The following is a 17,416-nucleotide window of genomic DNA, read 5'->3' as shown; positions in this document are numbered from 1 at the left end:
ACCAGACCCAGCACCAGGAAACCACCGGCGATGGACAGGTTTTTCATGAACATCAGCTGGTTAACGCCTTCCGCAAAGTTACTGTGGAACAGGAACGCGGTCAGCAGCGTGAAGCTGGCGGTGAACAGCGCGGTGAAGCGCGTCAGGAAGCCGAACAGAATCGCCAGGCCGCCGCCCAGTTCCAGCAGAATCACCAGCGGCAGCAGGAAGCCGGGCACGCCCATCGCCTGCATGTACTGTGCGGTGCCCGCATAGGCGGTGATTTTGCCCCAGCCGGCAGTAATAAACAGGATGGTCATTAATACGCGTGCCAGCAGCAGGCCTGAGTCTTCGAATTTTTTCATCATTTACTCCAACAAGGTTTTTGGCGCAGGTTGTTGGCCTGCCGGGTTATTTTCCCTTTAAACCGCGTTAAACAGTTCGTCGGGCTGATGGAGGGAGATGATAGTCGCGCGCAGCAATAGTTGTAAGCGAGATAAACTGTCGATGTTATTCAGGAATTCTGAAGGAGGAAAACCGAACCTTTTCGATCCGGTTTAAAGTGGGGAAGTTAGCGTGGCGGCATCGCCGATTTGATCATGCGCCAGGTGCTCCACAGGCCGAGTCCGCGTTTGGCCCAGCGCATGATGCGGTTGGGGCTGCGGATCGACCAGATGGCGAGCGCGCTGCTGCCAATCGCCAGATAGCGGCGCAGGCTGAGAAACGTCAGCCAGCCGCGATCGTACTGCGCGGTGCTTTCCAGCCAGTCGCGGCGGGCAGCGCTGAGATCCAGCCGCTGCTGCTGTACCTGATTAAGCAATTCATGAATGCGTGCTTCACGTTCACGCTGACTCATGAGCGATGCTCCTCGAGTAAGGTGCGATCGGTGTCCAGCTCTTTGCGCGTATGGCGCAACAGCGTGGACTGCCGGGATTTACGCAACGTCCATAAACCAAAAATCAGCGCCAGCGCAAATAGCACGCCGGTGGTGATGGCAATCGCCATCAGCCGGTACTGCGCATCCACCGCCCAGATAATCAGCACCATCAGGCTCATCAATCCGAAAGCGGTAAACAGCATGGTCAGGCCTATCATGATCAGCATTTGGATCAGATTGGCCTTTTCCTCTTCCAGCTCGGCAACGGCCAGCCGCACGCGTGTCTCGACCATGCCAACCAGCGTTGTCACCACGCGCTGACCTACATTGAAGACCCCTTTGCCTGGGCCGTGGCTCTGATTCTCGCTCATATCAACGACGTGAAATCAGGATGCCGATCAGCACGCCGACTGCTGCGCCGATACCCACGCCGTGCCACGGATTTTCACGCACGTAGACGTCCGCTTTCTCCGCCGCTTCACGCGTGGTCTGCGCGATGCGTTCGCCGGATTCGCCCAGCCGCTCGCGTGAACTCTCAATGGCACCGCGTGCTTTATGACGCAGTTTATCCAGCTCGCTTTTCGACTTATCAGCCGAGCTGCTCAGCACTTCTTCCAGGGTGTCGGCAAGGTTTTTCAGTTCCGCACGCAGATGTTCAGATGTGGTGTCTTTAGCCATGGTGTTCTCCATTACATCATTTATTTAAGTCCGATTAATAAGGCTCGGCCTGCAGCTTTTTCAGCTCCTGGCGTGCCTCTTCCAGCTTCCGTTCGCGCTTACCAATCTTCTCCTGGTCTTTGCCTTCCTGGCGATCCTGCTGCAGTTCGTGCTCGCGCTCAGCCACTTTATGCTGCTGGGCTTCAATGCGTTCAGCGTGGGCGGATTTCAGTTTCTCGTCAGTGCAGTTGGCGCGGACTTCAGTCAGCGCGCGTTCCAGTCCGGTGACCCGGCGCTGGTTGTCGTGCTGTTTCGCCATCTCAATTTCGCGCTGAATATCCTGCTGTTTTTGCTGACACAGCGATTCCGCTGCCAGCAGTGAACCCGAGAGAGAGAAAAGAATCGCACCCAGCAGTAGTTGTTGTTTCATCAGGTTTTTACCTTCCATTGTTGACGACCTGTCGCAAACCGGACAGGAGGGGCATCCCAGCTTGTCGTCTGCTCGCGCTTACTTAAGAATAGACAGCAGACGAAAAAATTCAAAAAACACGCGGGGATAGCGAGGATTGAGGTGCCGCCGGGCGGTGAACCCGACGGCGGGGATCAGCTATAGGTGGGGCGATTAGCGTCCACCACCTGCTGTGACGCCTGCGGACCCGCCGCCACGACAAAGCCCTGTGGCAGCAGGCGGCGCAGTACTTTCTGCGCGGCCAGGCTCTGCTCTTCATTCTCAAAATGAATGACCAGCGCATCGCCTGCCGAGGTAATACTTTTAATCCGCACGCCCTGCGCCGAAAGCTGCTGATAGAGATAAAAGCCGTCCGGCAGATTGGTGCCGCTGTGTGCCACGCGGATCTTCACCACCGTTTCATGCTGCATCAGTTTGGGCACAATGCCGATAGCCAGCAGCGCCAGCACGCCAGCGCACAGCCAGGGGAGTAAACGCCTGGGAAAATTACGCAACCCTGTCATTACTGTGACTTCCCGTTCTGACCCGCCTGACGTTTACGCCACAGCACCACCAGTGAACCCACCAGACCGATGACCAGTAGCACCAGCGGCAGCAGCATCAGGCAGAACATCAGCTCATCTTCATAGCGGCGGAAAATGGGGGTTTTCCCCAGCGCAAAGCCGAGCACGGTAAGAATCAGCACCCACAGGAAGCCGCTCATCCAGTTAAAGAACTGGAAGCGGGCATTGCTCAGGCCAGAGAGGCCGGCAATGGTCGGCAGCAGGGTACGGACAAAGGCGATAAAGCGGCCAATCAGCAGCGCAGACAAGCCGTGGCGATGGAACAGACTGTGGGCGCGCTGATGATACTGCGCGGGCAGATGGGAGAGCCATTTCTGCACCGTCGGCGTATTACCAAGCCAGCGGCCCTGAATGTAACTGACCCAGCAGCCAAGGCTGGCGCCGGTGGTCAGCACCAGCAGGGTCAGCGGGAAGCTCATGGTGCCTTTCGCGATCAGCACGCCGACCAGAATCAGCAGACTGTCACCAGGCAGAAACGCGGCGGGCAGCAGGCCATTTTCGAGAAACAGAATCATGAACAACACGCCATAAATCGCCCACACCAGCGTGGGGTCGGAGAGCATTTCGTAATCCTGCTGCCACAGGGCATGCAGCAATGCTTGCAAAATATCCATCAATCATTCCTGAACATCATTGTTAAACGTGCCCGTGAGGGGCTTAGGCGCAGGCGGGTTAAGTTATACATTTTAGGTATGCCACCTGAGCAGGATTTCCGGATCCATCCAGAATTGATTGTTAAATCAGCGACTTTTTATAGCCCTGTCGCAAAGGGTAAGAAAAGGGCGATAACTGTAACAAAAATCGCGGGATTCAGACAGTGTAAAGTCGCGGTCGCACAGGAGTTTTACCTTTTGACGCAGATGGTCAAAAGGAGCTTTACACGAGCTGACACTATTGCAGATTAACTGACTTTTTAGCCTGAAAATGCAGCGTTTCTGCCATTGCGGCTTCAGGGCAGGATCACCGGATTTTCTGCGAACATGTAGCGGTCGACGTTGAATTCGAAATCATCGGCGGTGGCGTCGAACAGCATCTGTTTAGTATTTTCCAGATGCTGCCACATCGCCAGTTTGCTGGCAGCGGGATCTTTGCGCATCAGTGCTTTTAAAATCTGATCGTGATCGTCGCACCAGCTGGTGATATGGCGCGCATCAATGTGCTCATGTAGCTTGAGCCAGTAAGGATTATGCAGCCGGTGCCGCCACATTTTCTCTACGATAGCAGCCAGCGCGCTGTTTTGGGTGGCCTGGGCAATGCGCACGTGAAACTCCATGTCCCATGTCGAATCGCGCGCATGATCTTCCTGCCGGGCTTTTTCCTGAATTGCCAGCAGCGCCACGATGTCCTGTGGACGGATCTGCGTGGCGGCAAATTCGGCGACATTGCTCTCAATCAACTGGCGCGCCTGCAGCAGTTCAAAGGGGCCATAGCTGGCAAACTCCAGCTGATCGGCGGCGCTGTCGCGCGGTTGTGGCTGGTCGCTGATCACATGAATGCCCGACCCTTTGCGCACCTCGACGTAGCCTTCCACCTCCAGCATGATGATCGCTTCCCGCACCACGGTGCGGCTCACCTGGTGCGCCTCCGCAATCATCCGCTCTGCCGGTAACTTTGCCCCCACGGCATAACTGCCCGCTTCGATGCGCTGTTTGAGTTCGCTGGCGAGTTGCTGGTAGAGGCGGCGGGATTCGTTCAGGTCCATGATTTTTCGGTTCTGTGAAAAACGGTAAGTTGTTATACCACTTACCCTGCGATGTCGCAAAGCGCTGAAGCTGTTATACCATCTGGCAAGTTAAGAACCTGCGCGCCTGCTCAGGTTTGATGTTTAATTGATAGAATATACATATAGTTAAGCTGGTGGGAATAAGAGGCACGCCGGCTTTCGCCGTATGGCAATGATGGATAATGTGACGCAGTTGGCAAACAAATCTCCCTTTCGCTGAAATTGGTATGATAACTTTTGCGCATTAGCTGACCGATTTCATCTTCAAGGAAGCGATATGTTGCGACTCAACCGCCGCGATTTCCCCGGCGCACGCTATAGCGAACGCGTGATCCAGTTCGGCGAAGGCAACTTTTTACGTGCCTTTATCGACTGGCAGCTCGACTGGCTCAATGAACATCAGGGCACCGATGCCGGCGTGGTGGTGGTGCGACCGCGCAACCGGATGCAGACGGAGACGCTCAATCAGCAGGATGGCCTCTACACCACGCTGCTGCGCGGCCTGAATGAAGCGGGGCAACCGCTCAGTGAAACCCGGCTGATCCGCAGCCTTAATCGTGAAATCCAGCCTTATCAGCAGTTCGATGAATTCCTGGCTCTGGCACGCGCGCCGCAGATGCGTTTTGTGTTCTCCAACACCACCGAGGCCGGCATCGCGTATGCCGAACAGGATCGGCTGGAGGATCAACCCGCGTCGTCGTTTCCCGGCAAACTGACGCAGCTTTTGTGGGCGCGTTATCAGCACTTTGCCGGTGCCGCCGATAAAGGCTGGCTGATCGTGCCGTGTGAGCTGATCGACCATAATGGCGACACGCTGCGCGCGTTAGTGCTGCGTTATTGCCAGCAGTGGCAGCTGCCAGCGGCCTTTGCGCTGTGGGTGACGCAGCACTGCGCCTTTTACAACACGCTGGTGGATCGCATTGTCAGCGGCTATCCGCCGGATGGCGCACAGATTGCAGCGCAACTGGGCTATGTCGACCGCTATCTGGTGGCCGGGGAGCGCGACTATCAGCTGGTGCTTCAGGGACCGGATACGCTGATGCACGAGCTGCAGCTGACGGCGCTGGCACCTGCCGTCAGGCGGGTGGATGACATCACGCCGTACAAAGCGCAGAAGGTGGCGATCCTCAACGGGGCGCACACTGCGCTGGTGCCGGTGGCGTTTCAGGCCGGGCTGGCGAGCGTGGGCGAGGCAATGAACGATGCGCAGCTGGCCGCTTTTGTCGACGCCCTGTTGCGCGAAGAGGTGATCCCGACGCTGGATTTGCCGCGTGCCGAGCTGCACGCCTTTGCCGATGCGGTGCAGCGCCGCTTTCGCAATCCGTTTATTCACCATGCGCTGCTGGCGATTGCGCTCAACGGCATGACCAAATTCCGTACGCGCCTGCTGCCGGCGCTGTTGCAGGCGCAGCAGCAGTGTGGCGACTGGCCGCCGCGCCTCATCTTTGCCTTTGCCGCGCTGCTGGCGTTTTATCGCGGCCAGCAGGATGACCGGCAGTGGCCGCTGCAGGATGACGCGCACTGGCTGCAGCGTTTTGCCCGGCTGTGGCCGGCGGTCCTCACCGATCAACTCACCCCGCAGCAGCTGGTGAGCGACGTACTGAGCGACGCGCAGCACTGGGGCGAAGATTTAACCCAGCGGCCCGGCCTGGTCCCGGCGGTCAGCCAGCAACTGCACAACATTCTCGTCCACGGCATGCGGACGGCCCTTAGCCAACTGAGATAACGCGATGCAACAGGCAATCAAAATACATTCACGCGACAACGTCGCCGTCGCGCTGCAGGATCTGGCGGCCGGCACCCAGGTTATCGTCGCAGAACAGCGGATTACGCTGCATCAGGATATCGGGCGCGGCCACAAGTTTGCGCTGCAACCGCTCAACAGTGGCGAGCAGGTGATTAAGTATGGGTTGCCGATTGCCCATGCCACTCAGCCGATCGCCGTTGGCGAGCTGATTCACTCCAGCAACGCGCGCACCAATCTGAGCGATGTCGATGACTATCACTATCAGCCGGAACACCTCACGCTGCCACCGCAGGCGGCGGATCGTGAGGTACAGATCTATCGTCGCGCCACGGGCGAGGTTGGCATTCGTAACGAGCTGTGGATTTTGCCGACCGTCGGCTGCGTGAACGGCATCGCCCGGCAGATTGTGTCACGCTTTCTCCGGGAGAGTGACGACGCGGCCGGCATCGACGGTGTGCACCTGTTCAGCCATCCCTTCGGCTGTTCACAGCTGGGGCAGGATCACGAAAATACCCGCACCATGCTGCAAAATATGGTGCGTCATCCTAATGCCGGCGCGGTGCTGGTGATTGGACTCGGCTGCGAAAACAATCAGGTCGATATCTTTCGCGACACGCTGGGCGACTTTGACAGCCAGCGCGTGCAGTTTATGGAGTGTCAGCAGCAGGATGATGAAGTGGAAGCCGGCCTGCAGCGGTTGCATGCGCTGTACAACGTGATGCGTCACGACCGCCGCCAGACGGGCAAACTGAGCGAGCTGAAGTTTGGTCTCGAATGCGGTGGCTCGGACGGCTTTTCCGGCATCACCGCCAATCCGCTGCTCGGCTGTTTCTCTGACCAGATGATCGCCAACGGCGGCACCACGGTGCTGACCGAAGTACCGGAGATGTTTGGTGCCGAGCGCATCCTGATGAGCCGCTGCCGTGATGCGGCGATTTTCGACAAAACGGTGGCGATGATTAACGACTTCAAGCGCTACTTTATCGATCATCAGCAGCCGATTTATGAAAATCCATCGCCTGGCAACAAGGCGGGCGGCATCACCACGCTGGAGGAGAAGTCGCTGGGCTGTACGCAAAAAGCCGGACAGAGTCAGGTGGTGGATGTGCTGAAATACGGTGAGCGGCTGCGCACGCCGGGGCTCAATTTACTCAGCGCGCCCGGTAACGATGCGGTCGCCACCAGCGCGCTGGCCGGAGCCGGCTGCCATATGGTGCTGTTTACCACCGGGCGCGGCACGCCGTACGGCGGCTTCGTGCCCACCGTGAAAATCGCCACCAACACGCCGCTGGCGGAGAAAAAGCCGCACTGGATTGATTTCAATGCCGGACGGCTGCTGGAGGGCACCAGCATGGAGGCGCTGCTGGCGGAGTTTGTTGAGACTATTGTGGCGATTGCGAACGGCCAGCCGGCGCGCAATGAAGCTAATGATTTCCGCGAGCTGGCGATCTTCAAGAGTGGCGTGACGCTTTAAAGCGGCAGCGGTTAAAGCGCGGCACCGGTGGGTGCCGCGACGCGGGTTAACCGGCGGTGCGAGGCTGACGTTCCGCTTCCGCCTGACATACGGCGGCGGTAAACAGAATATCGGTCGAGGAGTTGAGTGCGGTTTCGGCGGAATCCTGCAGTACGCCGATGATAAAACCGACCGCAACCACCTGCATCGCCAGATCGTTAGGGATGCCAAACATGTTGCAGGCAACCGGAATCAGCAGCAGCGAACCGCCCGCCACGCCGGACGCACCGCAGGCACACAGCGAGGCGACAAGGCTCAGCAGAATAGCGGTGGGTACGTCCACGGCAATGCCCAGCGTGTGCACCGCAGCCAGCGTCAGTACGGTAATGGTGATTGACGCGCCCGCCATGCTGATGGTGGCACCGAGCGGAATCGATACCGAATAGGTGTCTTCATCCAGATTCAGGCGTTTCGCCAGCGCCATGTTGACCGGAATATTCGCGGCCGAGCTGCGGGTAAAGAACGCCGTTACGCCGCTTTCGCGCAGGCAGGTAAACACCAGCGGATAAGGATTGCGGCGGATTTTCTGAAACACCAGCATCGGGTTGACCACCAGCGCCATAATCAGCATGCAGCCAATCAGCAGCGTCAGCAGGTGGGCATATTGCCACAGCGCGCCGAAGCCGGTTGAGGCCAGAATCGATGCCACCAGGCCAAAAATGCCCAGCGGCGCGCAGCGAATCACACAGCGCACCACCCAGGTTGCGGCATTCGACGCGTCATTCAGAAAGGCTTTGCTGCTCGGGCTGGCATGACGAAACGCCAGGCCAAGACCAACCGCCCACACCAGAATGCCAATGTAGTTGGCGTTCATCAGCGCTTCAATCGGATTGGCGACCATGCTCATCAGCAGGCCGTGCAGCACTTCGGTGATGCCGGACGGCGGGGTAATTTCGGTCGCGCCGACGTCCATCGACAGCGTCTGCGGGAACAGATGGCTGAAAATCACCGCGACCACCGCCGCGAAGAAGGTACTGAGCAGGTACAGCATAATGATCGGGCGAATTCTGGTTTTTTGCCCCTGCTGATGGTTGGCAATCGAAGAGATCACCAGCACCAGCACCAGCAGCGGTGCCACGGCTTTCAGCGCGCGCACGAACAGTTCGCCCAGCAGACCGACGGCTAACGCGGCATCGCGTGAAAGCCACGCCAGCGCCACGCCGGCAATCAGGCCGATCATGATTTGTTTTACCAGGCTTCCTGAGAACAGCGCACCCAGCGGTCGAAGAAGATTATTTAGCATATTACGGTCTTTTTATCGCGGTATGAGTGTTGTGCGCGGTTGCTCCGCGCCAAACGGTTTGCCCGGCGGAGTATAAGGAAAAGAGCTGACGAGAAAAGAGATAATTCTGCCGGTGCGCGCCAGATCGGTTTTTTGATCTGCTGATGACAGGAAGTGTGACAGAGATATGAAACGCGAAGGTTGGCACTGGCGAAACAAAGCAGGGGCGATTAGCGCCCCTGCAGAAGATTATCGTGAGATGCCTTTCTGGTCGTTTCTGTGGTTTACCCAGGCGTTAATCAGCAGCGTACCGCCGAGAATCACGCCGACCACCGTCAGCGAGATCGCCACCGGAATGTGGTAGAACTCGACGATCAGCATCTTGATACCGATAAACACCAGCACGATCGCCAGACCGTATTTCAGCATTGAGAAGCGCTCTGCCACGTTGGCCAGCAGGAAGTACATAGCGCGCAGGCCAAGGATGGCGAACAGGTTAGAGGTCAGCACGATGAACGGGTCGGTAGTGACGGCAAAAATAGCCGGAATACTGTCGACAGCGAAAATAACATCGCTCAGCTCCACCATAATCAGCACCAGCAGCAGCGGTGTGGCAAACAGCACGCCGTTTTTGCGGGTGAAGAACTTTTCGCCATGCAGTTCATCGGTCATGCGCAGATGCTTACGCAGCCAGCGCACCACCGGCTTATCGCCGACGGCAGCGTCATCGCCCTCTTTAGCGAAGGCCATTTTGATGCCGGTAAACAGCAGAAAAGCGCCGAAGATGTAGAGGATCCAGCTGAACTGTGTGACCAGCCAGCTGCCGGCAAAGATCATGATGGTACGCAGCACAATCGCGCCCAGCACGCCGTAAATCAGCACGCGGCGCTGAAGATTAGACGGAATGGCGAAGTAGCTGAACAGCATCAGCCAGACGAAGACGTTATCGACCGCCAGCGCTTTTTCCAGTACGTAACCCGTCAGGAAAGCCAGGGTTTGCGCGGTTGCCACTTCGCGCCCGGCGCTGCCGTCGAGATACCACCAGAACGCGGCGGCAAACAGCAGAGAAACGGAGATCCACACCAGCGACCAGACGGCAGCCTGTTTGAATGACATGGTTTGTGCGCCGCGTCGTCCCTGTAAGAAGAGATCGATCGCCAGCATGATGAGCACGACGACAGCGAAGCTGCCCCAGAGTAACGGTGTGCCTACAGAGTGCATAGTCGTATCCTGTCCTGAAAATGAAAAAACGGCTGAGTCAGAAGACGTCAGCCGCTTTATAGAGCTGCAAGCAAACCTCGCCTTCCGGCAAGGTCTCACTTACAACACAGAATCAATTCCGGGTTGCCTGACGACCGGATGCGCTACGCATCGTAATGACGATCGGTCAGCTTACAAGTTACTCCCCTTTGCTGCGGCCAACATACGTGCAACCGCGAGCAGATTCAATGGGGGAGCTGTAATATTTTGCAATATTTACACTTCTTTCCGATCCGCCGGAAACACCACGCCGGTCTGGCGACGAATCTCTGTCAGCAACCGGGCGGTAATGCGTGACACCTCCAGCGCAGGGTGCTCCACCTGGCGCGTTTCCACCAGCCGGGCAAAGGTCTCTGCTTCATACAGCATAGTATTGATGTGCTGTGGCTGCGTCAGGTTCTGGCTCTCGCCGCCGCGCGGAATCAGGCGCAGCTGCTGGCACTCGGAAATTTTCTCTATCACCAGCGAGCCGGCTTCGCCCTGGATTTCGCTGGGAATCAGGGAATCACTGACTTTCGAGTGCAGCAGCGTGACGTCGAAATCGCCGTAGTCCAGCACTACCACGCCGTGCGCATCGACGCCGCTTGCCAGCAGCGAGGCCTCAGCTTTCACCTGCTGCGGCGCGCCCCACAGGGTAACGGCAGCGGCGAGGCAGTAGTAGCCGATATCCATGATCGAACCGTTGGACCAGCGCGGGTTAAAGGTATTCGGGTTCTCACCGTCGAGATAGCGCTGATAGCGTGACGAGTACTGACAGTAGTTGAACAGCGCTTTGCGCAGGGTGCCTAACTGCGGCAGCGCCTGTTGCAGGCGCAGGAACGTCGGCAGACTGGCGGTTTTGAACGCCTCAAACAGCACCACCTGATGCTGACGCGCACAGGCAATCATCGCCTCAGCTTCACGCAGGTTAGAGGCCAGCGGTTTTTCGCAGATGACGTGTTTGCCGTGCGACATGAACAGCAGCGCTTGCTCACAGTGCAGCGCATTGGGGCTGGCGATATACACCGCGTCGATTTCCGGACTTGCCGCAAGCGCCTCGAGTGAGGTAAAGGTCAGCGGACAGGGATAATCCGCGACAAAGGCGTCGGCCTGCTGCTGGCTGCGTGAATAGACGGCGCTCAGTTTCATTTTGCCGCTCTCGTGCGCGGCGTCGATAAACTGGCGGGTGATCCAGTTGGTTCCCACAATGGCAAAACGTATCACGGCTGGCTCTCCTGCACTCTGAAAGCGGCAGAGTAGCATGTTCCCTGGCGGCGCAGGCAGGCGAAATTTGATCCTGCGATCCGCATTCCAATATGATGATGCTAAACCCTTTTTTAACCGACATGCGGGGACGCCGGGTGAGCGGAAGCAAACACGCACTGAACTGGACCACACTGCTGATCGCCATTCCGGTGGGCCTGGTGGCCTCGCTGGTCACGCTGGCGTTTCGCGGCATCATCGATCTCATCAATCATCTGCTGTTTCACAGCGACAGCGAAATCACGGTCGCGATGCACGTCTGGCCGTGGATCTTCTGGCCGATGCTGGTGGGGGCGGGCGGGCTGCTGGCCGGCTGGTTCCTGCGCTACGCGGTGGCGATTGAGCAGCAGGAGACGGTGAAAACCGATTACCTTGAAGTGATTAACGCGCGGCTGGATGCGGTGCCCACCAAAACCTCGCTGTTTCGCGCACTGTCGTCGATTGCCAGTATCGGCAGCGGGGCGTCGATTGGTAAAGAGGGGCCGATGGTGCAGTTGTCGGCGCTGAGCGGCAGCCTGCTGGGGCGCTGGCTGCCAGCGTCCCTCAATATGCGCAACAGCGACATCGTCGCGATGGCCGCCGCCGCCGGTCTGTCGTCGGTGTATCACGCCCCGCTGGCGTCGGCGATTTTTGTCGCGGAAATTGCGTTTGGTATCTCTGCGCTACAGCGGCTGATTCCGCTGATTATCGCCTCGGCAGTGGCGGTGATGACCATGTGGTCACTGGGCTTTCGCAGCGCGCTCTATCCGCTCTCCGACACGCTGTTTCAAATGGATCTCACCAGCCTGCTGATGACGGTAATCATTGGGTTTGCTGCGGGCGTGGCAGGCTGGCTGTTAATCAAGCTGATTGCGCGCAGCAAAGCGTTGTTCAGCCACGTGCGCTCGCTGCCGCTCAGGCTGGGCGCAGGCGGCTTTGCGGTTGGCTTACTGGCGCTGATCTCCACCGATATTCTTGGTAACGGCTATGAAGTGATCGTGAAAATCATTGAAGGCAACTATCTGCTGGCGGGTTTGCTCGGCCTGCTGGTGCTGAAAATGCTGGCGACCACGCTCTCGGTCGGCTCCAACGCGGTAGGCGGCCTGTTCACGCCCTCATTATTGATTGGTGCGCTGCTCGGCGTGGCGCTGGCGCAGACTGGCGTGCTGCTGCATCTGCCGGTGGGCAATACGCTGCTGTATGCGGCGGTGGGCATGGCGGCGGTGCTGGCGGCGGTCAGTCAGGCGCCGCTGATGGCGATGCTGATGGTGCTGGAGATGACGCTCAACAGCAGCCTGCTGTTCCCACTGATGATCGCCTCGGTACTGGCGTCAATGCTGGTCTACCGGCTGCAGTCCGCCAGCACCTATCCGGTGGTAAGCCATCACCTTAATCGTTCAGAAGCGAAATATGATTTTGATAATATGCGGGTTGATCAGCTGATCATCCCCGGCGCGGCGCTGCAGCCGGCGGAATCGGTCGGGCAGGCGCTGGCGGTGAGTTCACTCAAGCGCGAGCGCTACGTCTACGTCATTAATCAGGCCGGTCAGTTTCTTGGCGTAGTATCAATTCATGATATTTCGCGCAAAGTGCTGGCACAGGAGATCACGCTGGATTCGCCGGTCAGCAGCGTGATGAATGATAATTTCCCCTGCATTTACCAGCACCAGAGCATGCGTGAAGGCTGGGAGGCGTTTGCACGCGTGACGCTGGAGCGTTTACCGGTGCTGAATAATGCGCAGGAGCGTCGCTTCCTCGGGGCATTGACCAAAACCAGTCTGATTCAGAAAGCGCAGGAGTTTCTTTAGGCCGCGTTGCCGCGCAGCGCCTGTTCGGTCATCCACAGGCGCGCGTCGAACTCCAGCTGGTGATAGTCCGGCTCCATGTGGCAGCACAGCTGATAAAAGGCTTTGCTGTGATCTTTCTCTTTCAGGTGCGCCAGTTCGTGCACCACGATCATGCGCAGAAAGGGTTCCGGCGCGAGGCGGAAAAAGGTCGAGATGCGAATTTCGGCCTTGGCTTTCAGGTTACCGCCCTGTACGCGGGAAATGGCGGTATGCAGGCCAAGTGCATGCTTCATCACTTTGATTTTATTATCCCAGATGACCTTGCTCACCGGCGGTGCGCTGCGCATATAGCGGTTTTTCAGCGCCTGCGTATAGTCATAAAGCGCGCGGTCGCTGACGACGTCGTGCGTATCGGGATAGCGCTGCTGCAAAAAGGCGGCTAATCGCTGATTATCAATCAGCACTTGCACCTGTTCGAGGATGTTTTCAGGGTAACCCTGCAGATAGATTAATGACATTGGGATTCCCGACGAAAGACAGTATACTGCGCCCCCTTTTTAGGGCGAAAATCGCGCAAAGTGTACCACGCCGGAGATTCCATGAGCCAACTTGAACTGACCGATCGCACGCTGACGCTTCAGCGCTTCCCGCCGATGCGCGAAGAGAGCCCGCTACAGGCGTGGGACGCCGCAGATGAATATTTGCTTCAGCAGGCGCTGCCGGCAGGCCCGGTGCTGGTATTCAATGACAGCTTTGGCGCGCTGACCTGCGGGCTGAACGATCGGGAAATCTGGCACGTCAGCGACTCGTGGCTCAGCCAGCAGGCCGCCCGGCAGAATCTGCGTCTCAACGGTCTGGATGAAGCGTCGGTACACTTTCTTGATAGCCTGGCGCCGTTGCCGGCTGCCCCGGCGGCGGTACTGATTAAGCTGCCCAAAGCGCTGGCGCTGCTTGAGCACCAGCTGCGCGCGCTGCGGACGGTCGTCACGCCGGACACCCTGATTCTGGCGGCCGGTAAAGCCAAAGATATCCATAATTCCACGCTGCAGCTGTTTGAACGCATTCTCGGTGAGAGCAAAACCTCACTGGCGTGGAAAAAAGCGCGTCTGATTTACAGCCATTTCAGCGCGCCGGCGCTGGCGGACGTGCCGGCGACCACCGTGTGGCCGCTCGACGAGACGCCGTATCATATCCACAATCACGCCAATGTGTTCGCCCGCGCGGCGCTGGATATTGGCGCGCGCTTCTTTCTGCAACACCTGCCGCACGATATTGAGGGCGAAATCGTCGATCTCGGCTGCGGTAACGGCGTGATCGGCCTGCAGGCACTGGAACAGAATCCGCAGGCCGAGGTGCTGTTCGTCGATGAATCTTACATGGCGGTGGCTTCCAGCCAGCTTAACGTTGAGCTCAACCGGCCACAGGATCTGGCGCGCTGCCAGTTTCGGGTTAACAACGTGCTGAGCGGTTTTCCGTCGGACCGGCTGCATGCGGTGCTGTGCAATCCGCCGTTCCATCAGCAGCACGCGGTGACCGACCACCTGGCGTGGCAGATGCTGCGTGACGCCAAACGCTGCCTGCAGTATGGCGGCGAGCTGCGCATCGTCGGCAACCGCCACCTTGGCTATCATCAGAAAATGAAGAAGCTGTTTGGCAACTGCGAGCTGGTGGCCTCTAACGCCAAATTTGTGGTGCTGCGTTCGGTCAAGCTGCGTTAATCACAGGCTGAGCGCCAGTTCGGTGGCCTGAGCAATGGCGCGCCGTGCATCCAGCTCCTGCGCGACGTCGGCACCGCCGATCAGCCGCACGGCTTTGCCGCGTGCGGCCAGCGCCTGCGCCAGCGTACGCAGCGGTTCCTGACCGGCGCAAATCACGACGTTATCTACCGCCAGCGTCAGCGCTTCCCCCTGATGGCGCAGGTGCAGCCCGTCATCATCAATCTTCAGATACTCGACATCGCCCCACATCTGCACGCCGTGCGCCTGCAGGCTGGCGCGATGGATCCAGCCGGTGGTTTTCGCCAGCCCGGCGCCCGGCTTGCCGGATTTACGCTGCAGCAGCCAGATCTGGCGATCGGCAGGAGCCGGCTGTGGACGCACTAAACCGCCGCGCGCCTGCAGGCTGCGATCGATGCCCCAGCTTTGGTAGAAGTCTTCCTCGCGATCGGCGTGCTGCAGCAGAAACTCCGCGGTGTCGAAACCAATGCCGCCGGCACCGATAATCGCCACGCGCCGGCCAACCGGTTTTTTGTCGCGTATCACCTCGAGATAGCTCAGCACGCTGGGGTGATCGATGCCCGGAATCGCCAGCTGGCGCGGTGTGATGCCGGTCGCGATGATGACTTCATCCGCCTGTTCCAGTTCGTCGGCGCTGACGCGATGATTCAGGCACAGCTCAACACCTGCGGCTGCCAGCTGATGGCGGAAATAGCGCAGCGTTTCGCTGAACTCCGCCTTGCCGGGGATCTGGCGGGCAATATTAAACTGGCCGCCAATCTGCGCATCGGCTTCATACAGGGTGACGTGATGGCCGCGCTGCGCCGCCTGCAGCGCGAACGCCATACCGGCCGGACCGGCACCTACCACCGCCAGGCGTTTTGGCTGCGCGGCGGCGATGACCGGCATCAGCGTTTCATGACAGGCGCGCGGATTGACCAGGCAGGAAGTGACCTTGCCGGCAAAGATTTGATCGAGACAGGCCTGATTACAGGCGATGCAGGTATTGATGGCGTCGGGCTGGCCCGCCTGCGCTTTGCTGACAAACGCGGCATCGGCAAGAAATGGCCGCGCCATCGACACCATGTCGGCAATACCGTCGCGCACAATCTCCTCCGCTACCTGAGGATGATTGATACGGTTGGTAGCGATAACCGGTACGCTGACGTGCTGGCGCAGATGCTGCGTGACCCAGGCGAAACCGGCACGCGGCACGCAGGTGGCAATGGTGGGAATGCGTGCTTCATGCCAGCCAATGCCGCTGTTGAACAGCGTCACGCCGCGTTGCTCCAGCGCCGTGGCAAGCTGCAGCGTCTCCTGCAGTGAGCTGCCGTTATTCACCAGGTCGAGCATCGACAGGCGAAAAATAATGATGAAGGCTTCGCCGACGGCGGCGCGCACCGCCTGCGTCACTTCCAGTGCAAAGCGCTGCCGCCGCGCCACATCACCGCCCCAGCCGTCGTCGCGCTGATTGGTATGGGCGACCAGGAACTGATTAATCAGGTAGCCTTCGGAACCCATGATTTCGACACCGTCGTAACCGGCCTGCTGCGCCAGCCGGGCGCAGCGCGCGAAATCCGCGATGGTTTGTTCAATCTGCGCTTCGCTCAGTGCCTGCGGTGTAAACGGGTTGATGGGCGCCTGTAACGCCGAGGGCGCCACCAGATCGCGCTGATAGCTGTAACGTCCGGCGTGCAGAATCTGCAGCGCAATTTTGCCCCCCTGTGCATGTACCGCATCGGTTATCTGGCGGTGCCAGCCGCACTGGGTTTCGTCTGTAAGCATGGCTCCGCCCTGCGCCACCACGCCCTGCGCATTGGGCGCGATGCCGCCGGTCACAATCAGCGCAACGCCTTCCCGGGCGCGCTCGGCGTAGAAGGCAGCGAGGCGCTGAGCGCCATCAGCATGCTCTTCCAGACCGGTGTGCATTGAGCCCATCAGGAAACGGTTTTTCAGTTGCGTAAAGCCCAGATCCAGCGGGGCAAACAGATGCGGATAACGCTCAGTCATGATCACTTACTCAGTGAGTGGTCGGATGAGTGAACTCTAGCGGGAAAAGTGCGGGCTGGAAATTTGCGGCGCTCAGCCTGTGAGAAACATCAAAAAAAAGCAGGGCGGCAAGTCGCAGACGAAAGTATCGGACCACTTTCGCCAGGCACGGGAAGAAACCTGCGCGCCCTGTAATGGCATGAAGATTGGGCTAATAAATTAGCTCTGTGGTTATAAATTCCTGTATGACTCAATCTCTATAACAATCCCGGGTGAGGACGAGGTGATGATGCCATGCCTCAGTCGAATTAATCCGCAAGACTGGTCTTGATTTTGGCTTCAGCAGGCACCGTTTCGCCGTGCCAGTTCGATAATATCGACCAGATTCTTTGATTCGAGCTTTTGAAAAATTTTAGTTTTATAAGTACTGATAGTTTTGTTATTTAATCCTAATTCACAGGCAATGATTTTATTGGATTTTCCCTGCGCCAGCTGACGTAAAATAAGCGTTTCCCGCTCGGTCAGGCGCGACAGCATATCCTGTTCATTAACATAACGCTGGCGCCGGTCAAGAATATCGCCGGGCAGATAATTTACATTGTTAAATACGCAGCCAATGGCGGCGATCAGCGTCTGAATCGGATCGTATTTCGACACGAAGCCGTTAGCACCCTGACTAAGCGATTGTATAAGC

Annotated in this window: 18 protein-coding genes; 4 read left to right on the top strand and 14 right to left on the bottom strand. The window is 58.2% G+C overall.

Features of this window, described 5'->3' with window-relative positions; all coding sequences use genetic code 11:
• From QMM04_RS13770 to exuR, 8 genes are all read right to left on the bottom strand, one after another.
• Positions 1 to 344, bottom strand: a 344-nt coding sequence (locus tag QMM04_RS13770) for a DoxX family protein (protein WP_282996363.1), incomplete at its 3' end; no start/stop codon positions are given.
• 206 nt (positions 345 to 550) lie between these two features.
• On the bottom strand, positions 551 to 835 hold the full coding sequence (locus QMM04_RS13765) for a YqjK-like family protein (protein WP_010618800.1): 285 nt from the start codon (positions 833 to 835) through the stop codon (positions 551 to 553).
• Positions 832 to 1,227, bottom strand: coding sequence for a phage holin family protein (locus tag QMM04_RS13760; RefSeq protein ID WP_021312955.1), 396 nt, complete (start codon positions 1,225 to 1,227; stop codon positions 832 to 834). Before QMM04_RS13760 ends, QMM04_RS13765 begins: the two co-directional genes overlap by 4 nt.
• A gap of 1 nt (position 1,228) precedes the next feature.
• Positions 1,229 to 1,534: a YqjD family protein gene (locus QMM04_RS13755; RefSeq protein ID WP_021509708.1), complete on the bottom strand. Its 306-nt coding sequence runs from the start codon at positions 1,532 to 1,534 to the stop codon at positions 1,229 to 1,231.
• Between the two features lie 34 nt (positions 1,535 to 1,568).
• Positions 1,569 to 1,943, bottom strand: coding sequence for a DUF1090 domain-containing protein (locus QMM04_RS13750; protein WP_031280146.1), 375 nt, complete (start codon positions 1,941 to 1,943; stop codon positions 1,569 to 1,571).
• Positions 1,944 to 2,116: 173 nt separating this feature from the next.
• Positions 2,117 to 2,485, bottom strand: a complete 369-nt coding sequence (gene mzrA, locus QMM04_RS13745; protein WP_031280145.1) for an EnvZ/OmpR regulon moderator MzrA — start codon at positions 2,483 to 2,485, stop codon at positions 2,117 to 2,119.
• Positions 2,485 to 3,159 (bottom strand): DedA family protein, encoded by a 675-nt coding sequence (locus QMM04_RS13740; protein WP_021509705.1) that lies wholly within the window; start codon positions 3,157 to 3,159, stop codon positions 2,485 to 2,487. Before QMM04_RS13740 ends, mzrA begins: the two co-directional genes overlap by 1 nt.
• Before the next feature lie 335 nt (positions 3,160 to 3,494).
• Positions 3,495 to 4,247, bottom strand: coding sequence for a transcriptional regulator ExuR (gene exuR / locus QMM04_RS13735; protein WP_058759846.1), 753 nt, complete (start codon positions 4,245 to 4,247; stop codon positions 3,495 to 3,497).
• 298 nt (positions 4,248 to 4,545) lie between these two features.
• Here exuR and QMM04_RS13730 point away from each other — a divergent pair, with 298 nt between their 5' ends.
• Both QMM04_RS13730 and QMM04_RS13725 read left to right on the top strand, forming a co-directional pair.
• Positions 4,546 to 5,994 carry a tagaturonate reductase gene (locus QMM04_RS13730; RefSeq protein WP_282996362.1) on the top strand — a complete coding sequence of 483 codons (1,449 nt, stop codon included), beginning with the start codon at positions 4,546 to 4,548 and terminating at the stop codon, positions 5,992 to 5,994.
• A 4-nt stretch (positions 5,995 to 5,998) separates the two neighbouring features.
• Positions 5,999 to 7,489, top strand: coding sequence for an altronate dehydratase family protein (locus tag QMM04_RS13725; protein WP_282955092.1), 1,491 nt, complete (start codon positions 5,999 to 6,001; stop codon positions 7,487 to 7,489).
• Between the two features lie 46 nt (positions 7,490 to 7,535).
• Here the strand turns inward: QMM04_RS13725 and sstT are convergent, their stop codons facing one another.
• The 3 genes from sstT to QMM04_RS13710 form a co-directional block, all read right to left on the bottom strand.
• The gene (gene sstT, locus QMM04_RS13720) at positions 7,536 to 8,771 is read right to left on the bottom strand and encodes a serine/threonine transporter SstT (protein WP_282996361.1); all 1,236 of its coding nucleotides are present in this window, start codon (positions 8,769 to 8,771) and stop codon (positions 7,536 to 7,538) included.
• Positions 8,772 to 8,999: 228 nt separating this feature from the next.
• Positions 9,000 to 9,971, bottom strand: a complete 972-nt coding sequence (locus QMM04_RS13715; RefSeq protein WP_021509700.1) for a TerC family protein — start codon at positions 9,969 to 9,971, stop codon at positions 9,000 to 9,002.
• 255 nt (positions 9,972 to 10,226) lie between these two features.
• On the bottom strand, positions 10,227 to 11,213 hold the full coding sequence (locus tag QMM04_RS13710; protein WP_021509699.1) for a Gfo/Idh/MocA family oxidoreductase: 987 nt from the start codon (positions 11,211 to 11,213) through the stop codon (positions 10,227 to 10,229).
• Between the two features lie 137 nt (positions 11,214 to 11,350).
• On the opposite strand from QMM04_RS13710, the gene QMM04_RS13705 reads away from it, so the two are divergent.
• Complete coding sequence (locus tag QMM04_RS13705) at positions 11,351 to 13,039, top strand: chloride channel protein (protein WP_282996360.1); 1,689 nt, start codon at positions 11,351 to 11,353, stop codon at positions 13,037 to 13,039.
• On the opposite strand, the gene QMM04_RS13700 is transcribed toward QMM04_RS13705, so the two are convergent.
• Entirely contained in the window at positions 13,036 to 13,536 is a 501-nt protein-coding gene (locus QMM04_RS13700; protein WP_021509697.1) for a M48 family metallopeptidase, read from the bottom strand. The genes QMM04_RS13705 and QMM04_RS13700 overlap by 4 nt on opposite strands.
• Before the next feature lie 81 nt (positions 13,537 to 13,617).
• Between QMM04_RS13700 and rlmG the strand changes: the two genes are divergently transcribed.
• The gene (gene rlmG, locus QMM04_RS13695) at positions 13,618 to 14,736 is read left to right on the top strand and encodes a 23S rRNA (guanine(1835)-N(2))-methyltransferase RlmG (protein ID WP_058771320.1); all 1,119 of its coding nucleotides are present in this window, start codon (positions 13,618 to 13,620) and stop codon (positions 14,734 to 14,736) included.
• Here the strand turns inward: rlmG and QMM04_RS13690 are convergent, their stop codons facing one another.
• Together QMM04_RS13690 and QMM04_RS13685 are read right to left on the bottom strand one after the other, a co-directional pair.
• Entirely contained in the window at positions 14,737 to 16,743 is a 2,007-nt protein-coding gene (locus QMM04_RS13690) for an NADPH-dependent 2,4-dienoyl-CoA reductase (RefSeq protein ID WP_152390413.1), read from the bottom strand.
• A gap of 318 nt (positions 16,744 to 17,061) precedes the next feature.
• A partial coding sequence (locus QMM04_RS13685; protein ID WP_282996359.1) for a response regulator transcription factor occupies positions 17,062 to 17,416 on the bottom strand: 355 nt, incomplete at its 5' end.

This window comes from Pantoea sp. Pa-EAmG, from assembly GCF_030024295.1.
GTDB classification, from domain to species: domain Bacteria; phylum Pseudomonadota; class Gammaproteobacteria; order Enterobacterales; family Enterobacteriaceae; genus Pantoea; species Pantoea dispersa.
Note: the sequence above shows the minus strand (reverse complement) of the source record. Positions and strands in the feature narration are given on the sequence as shown.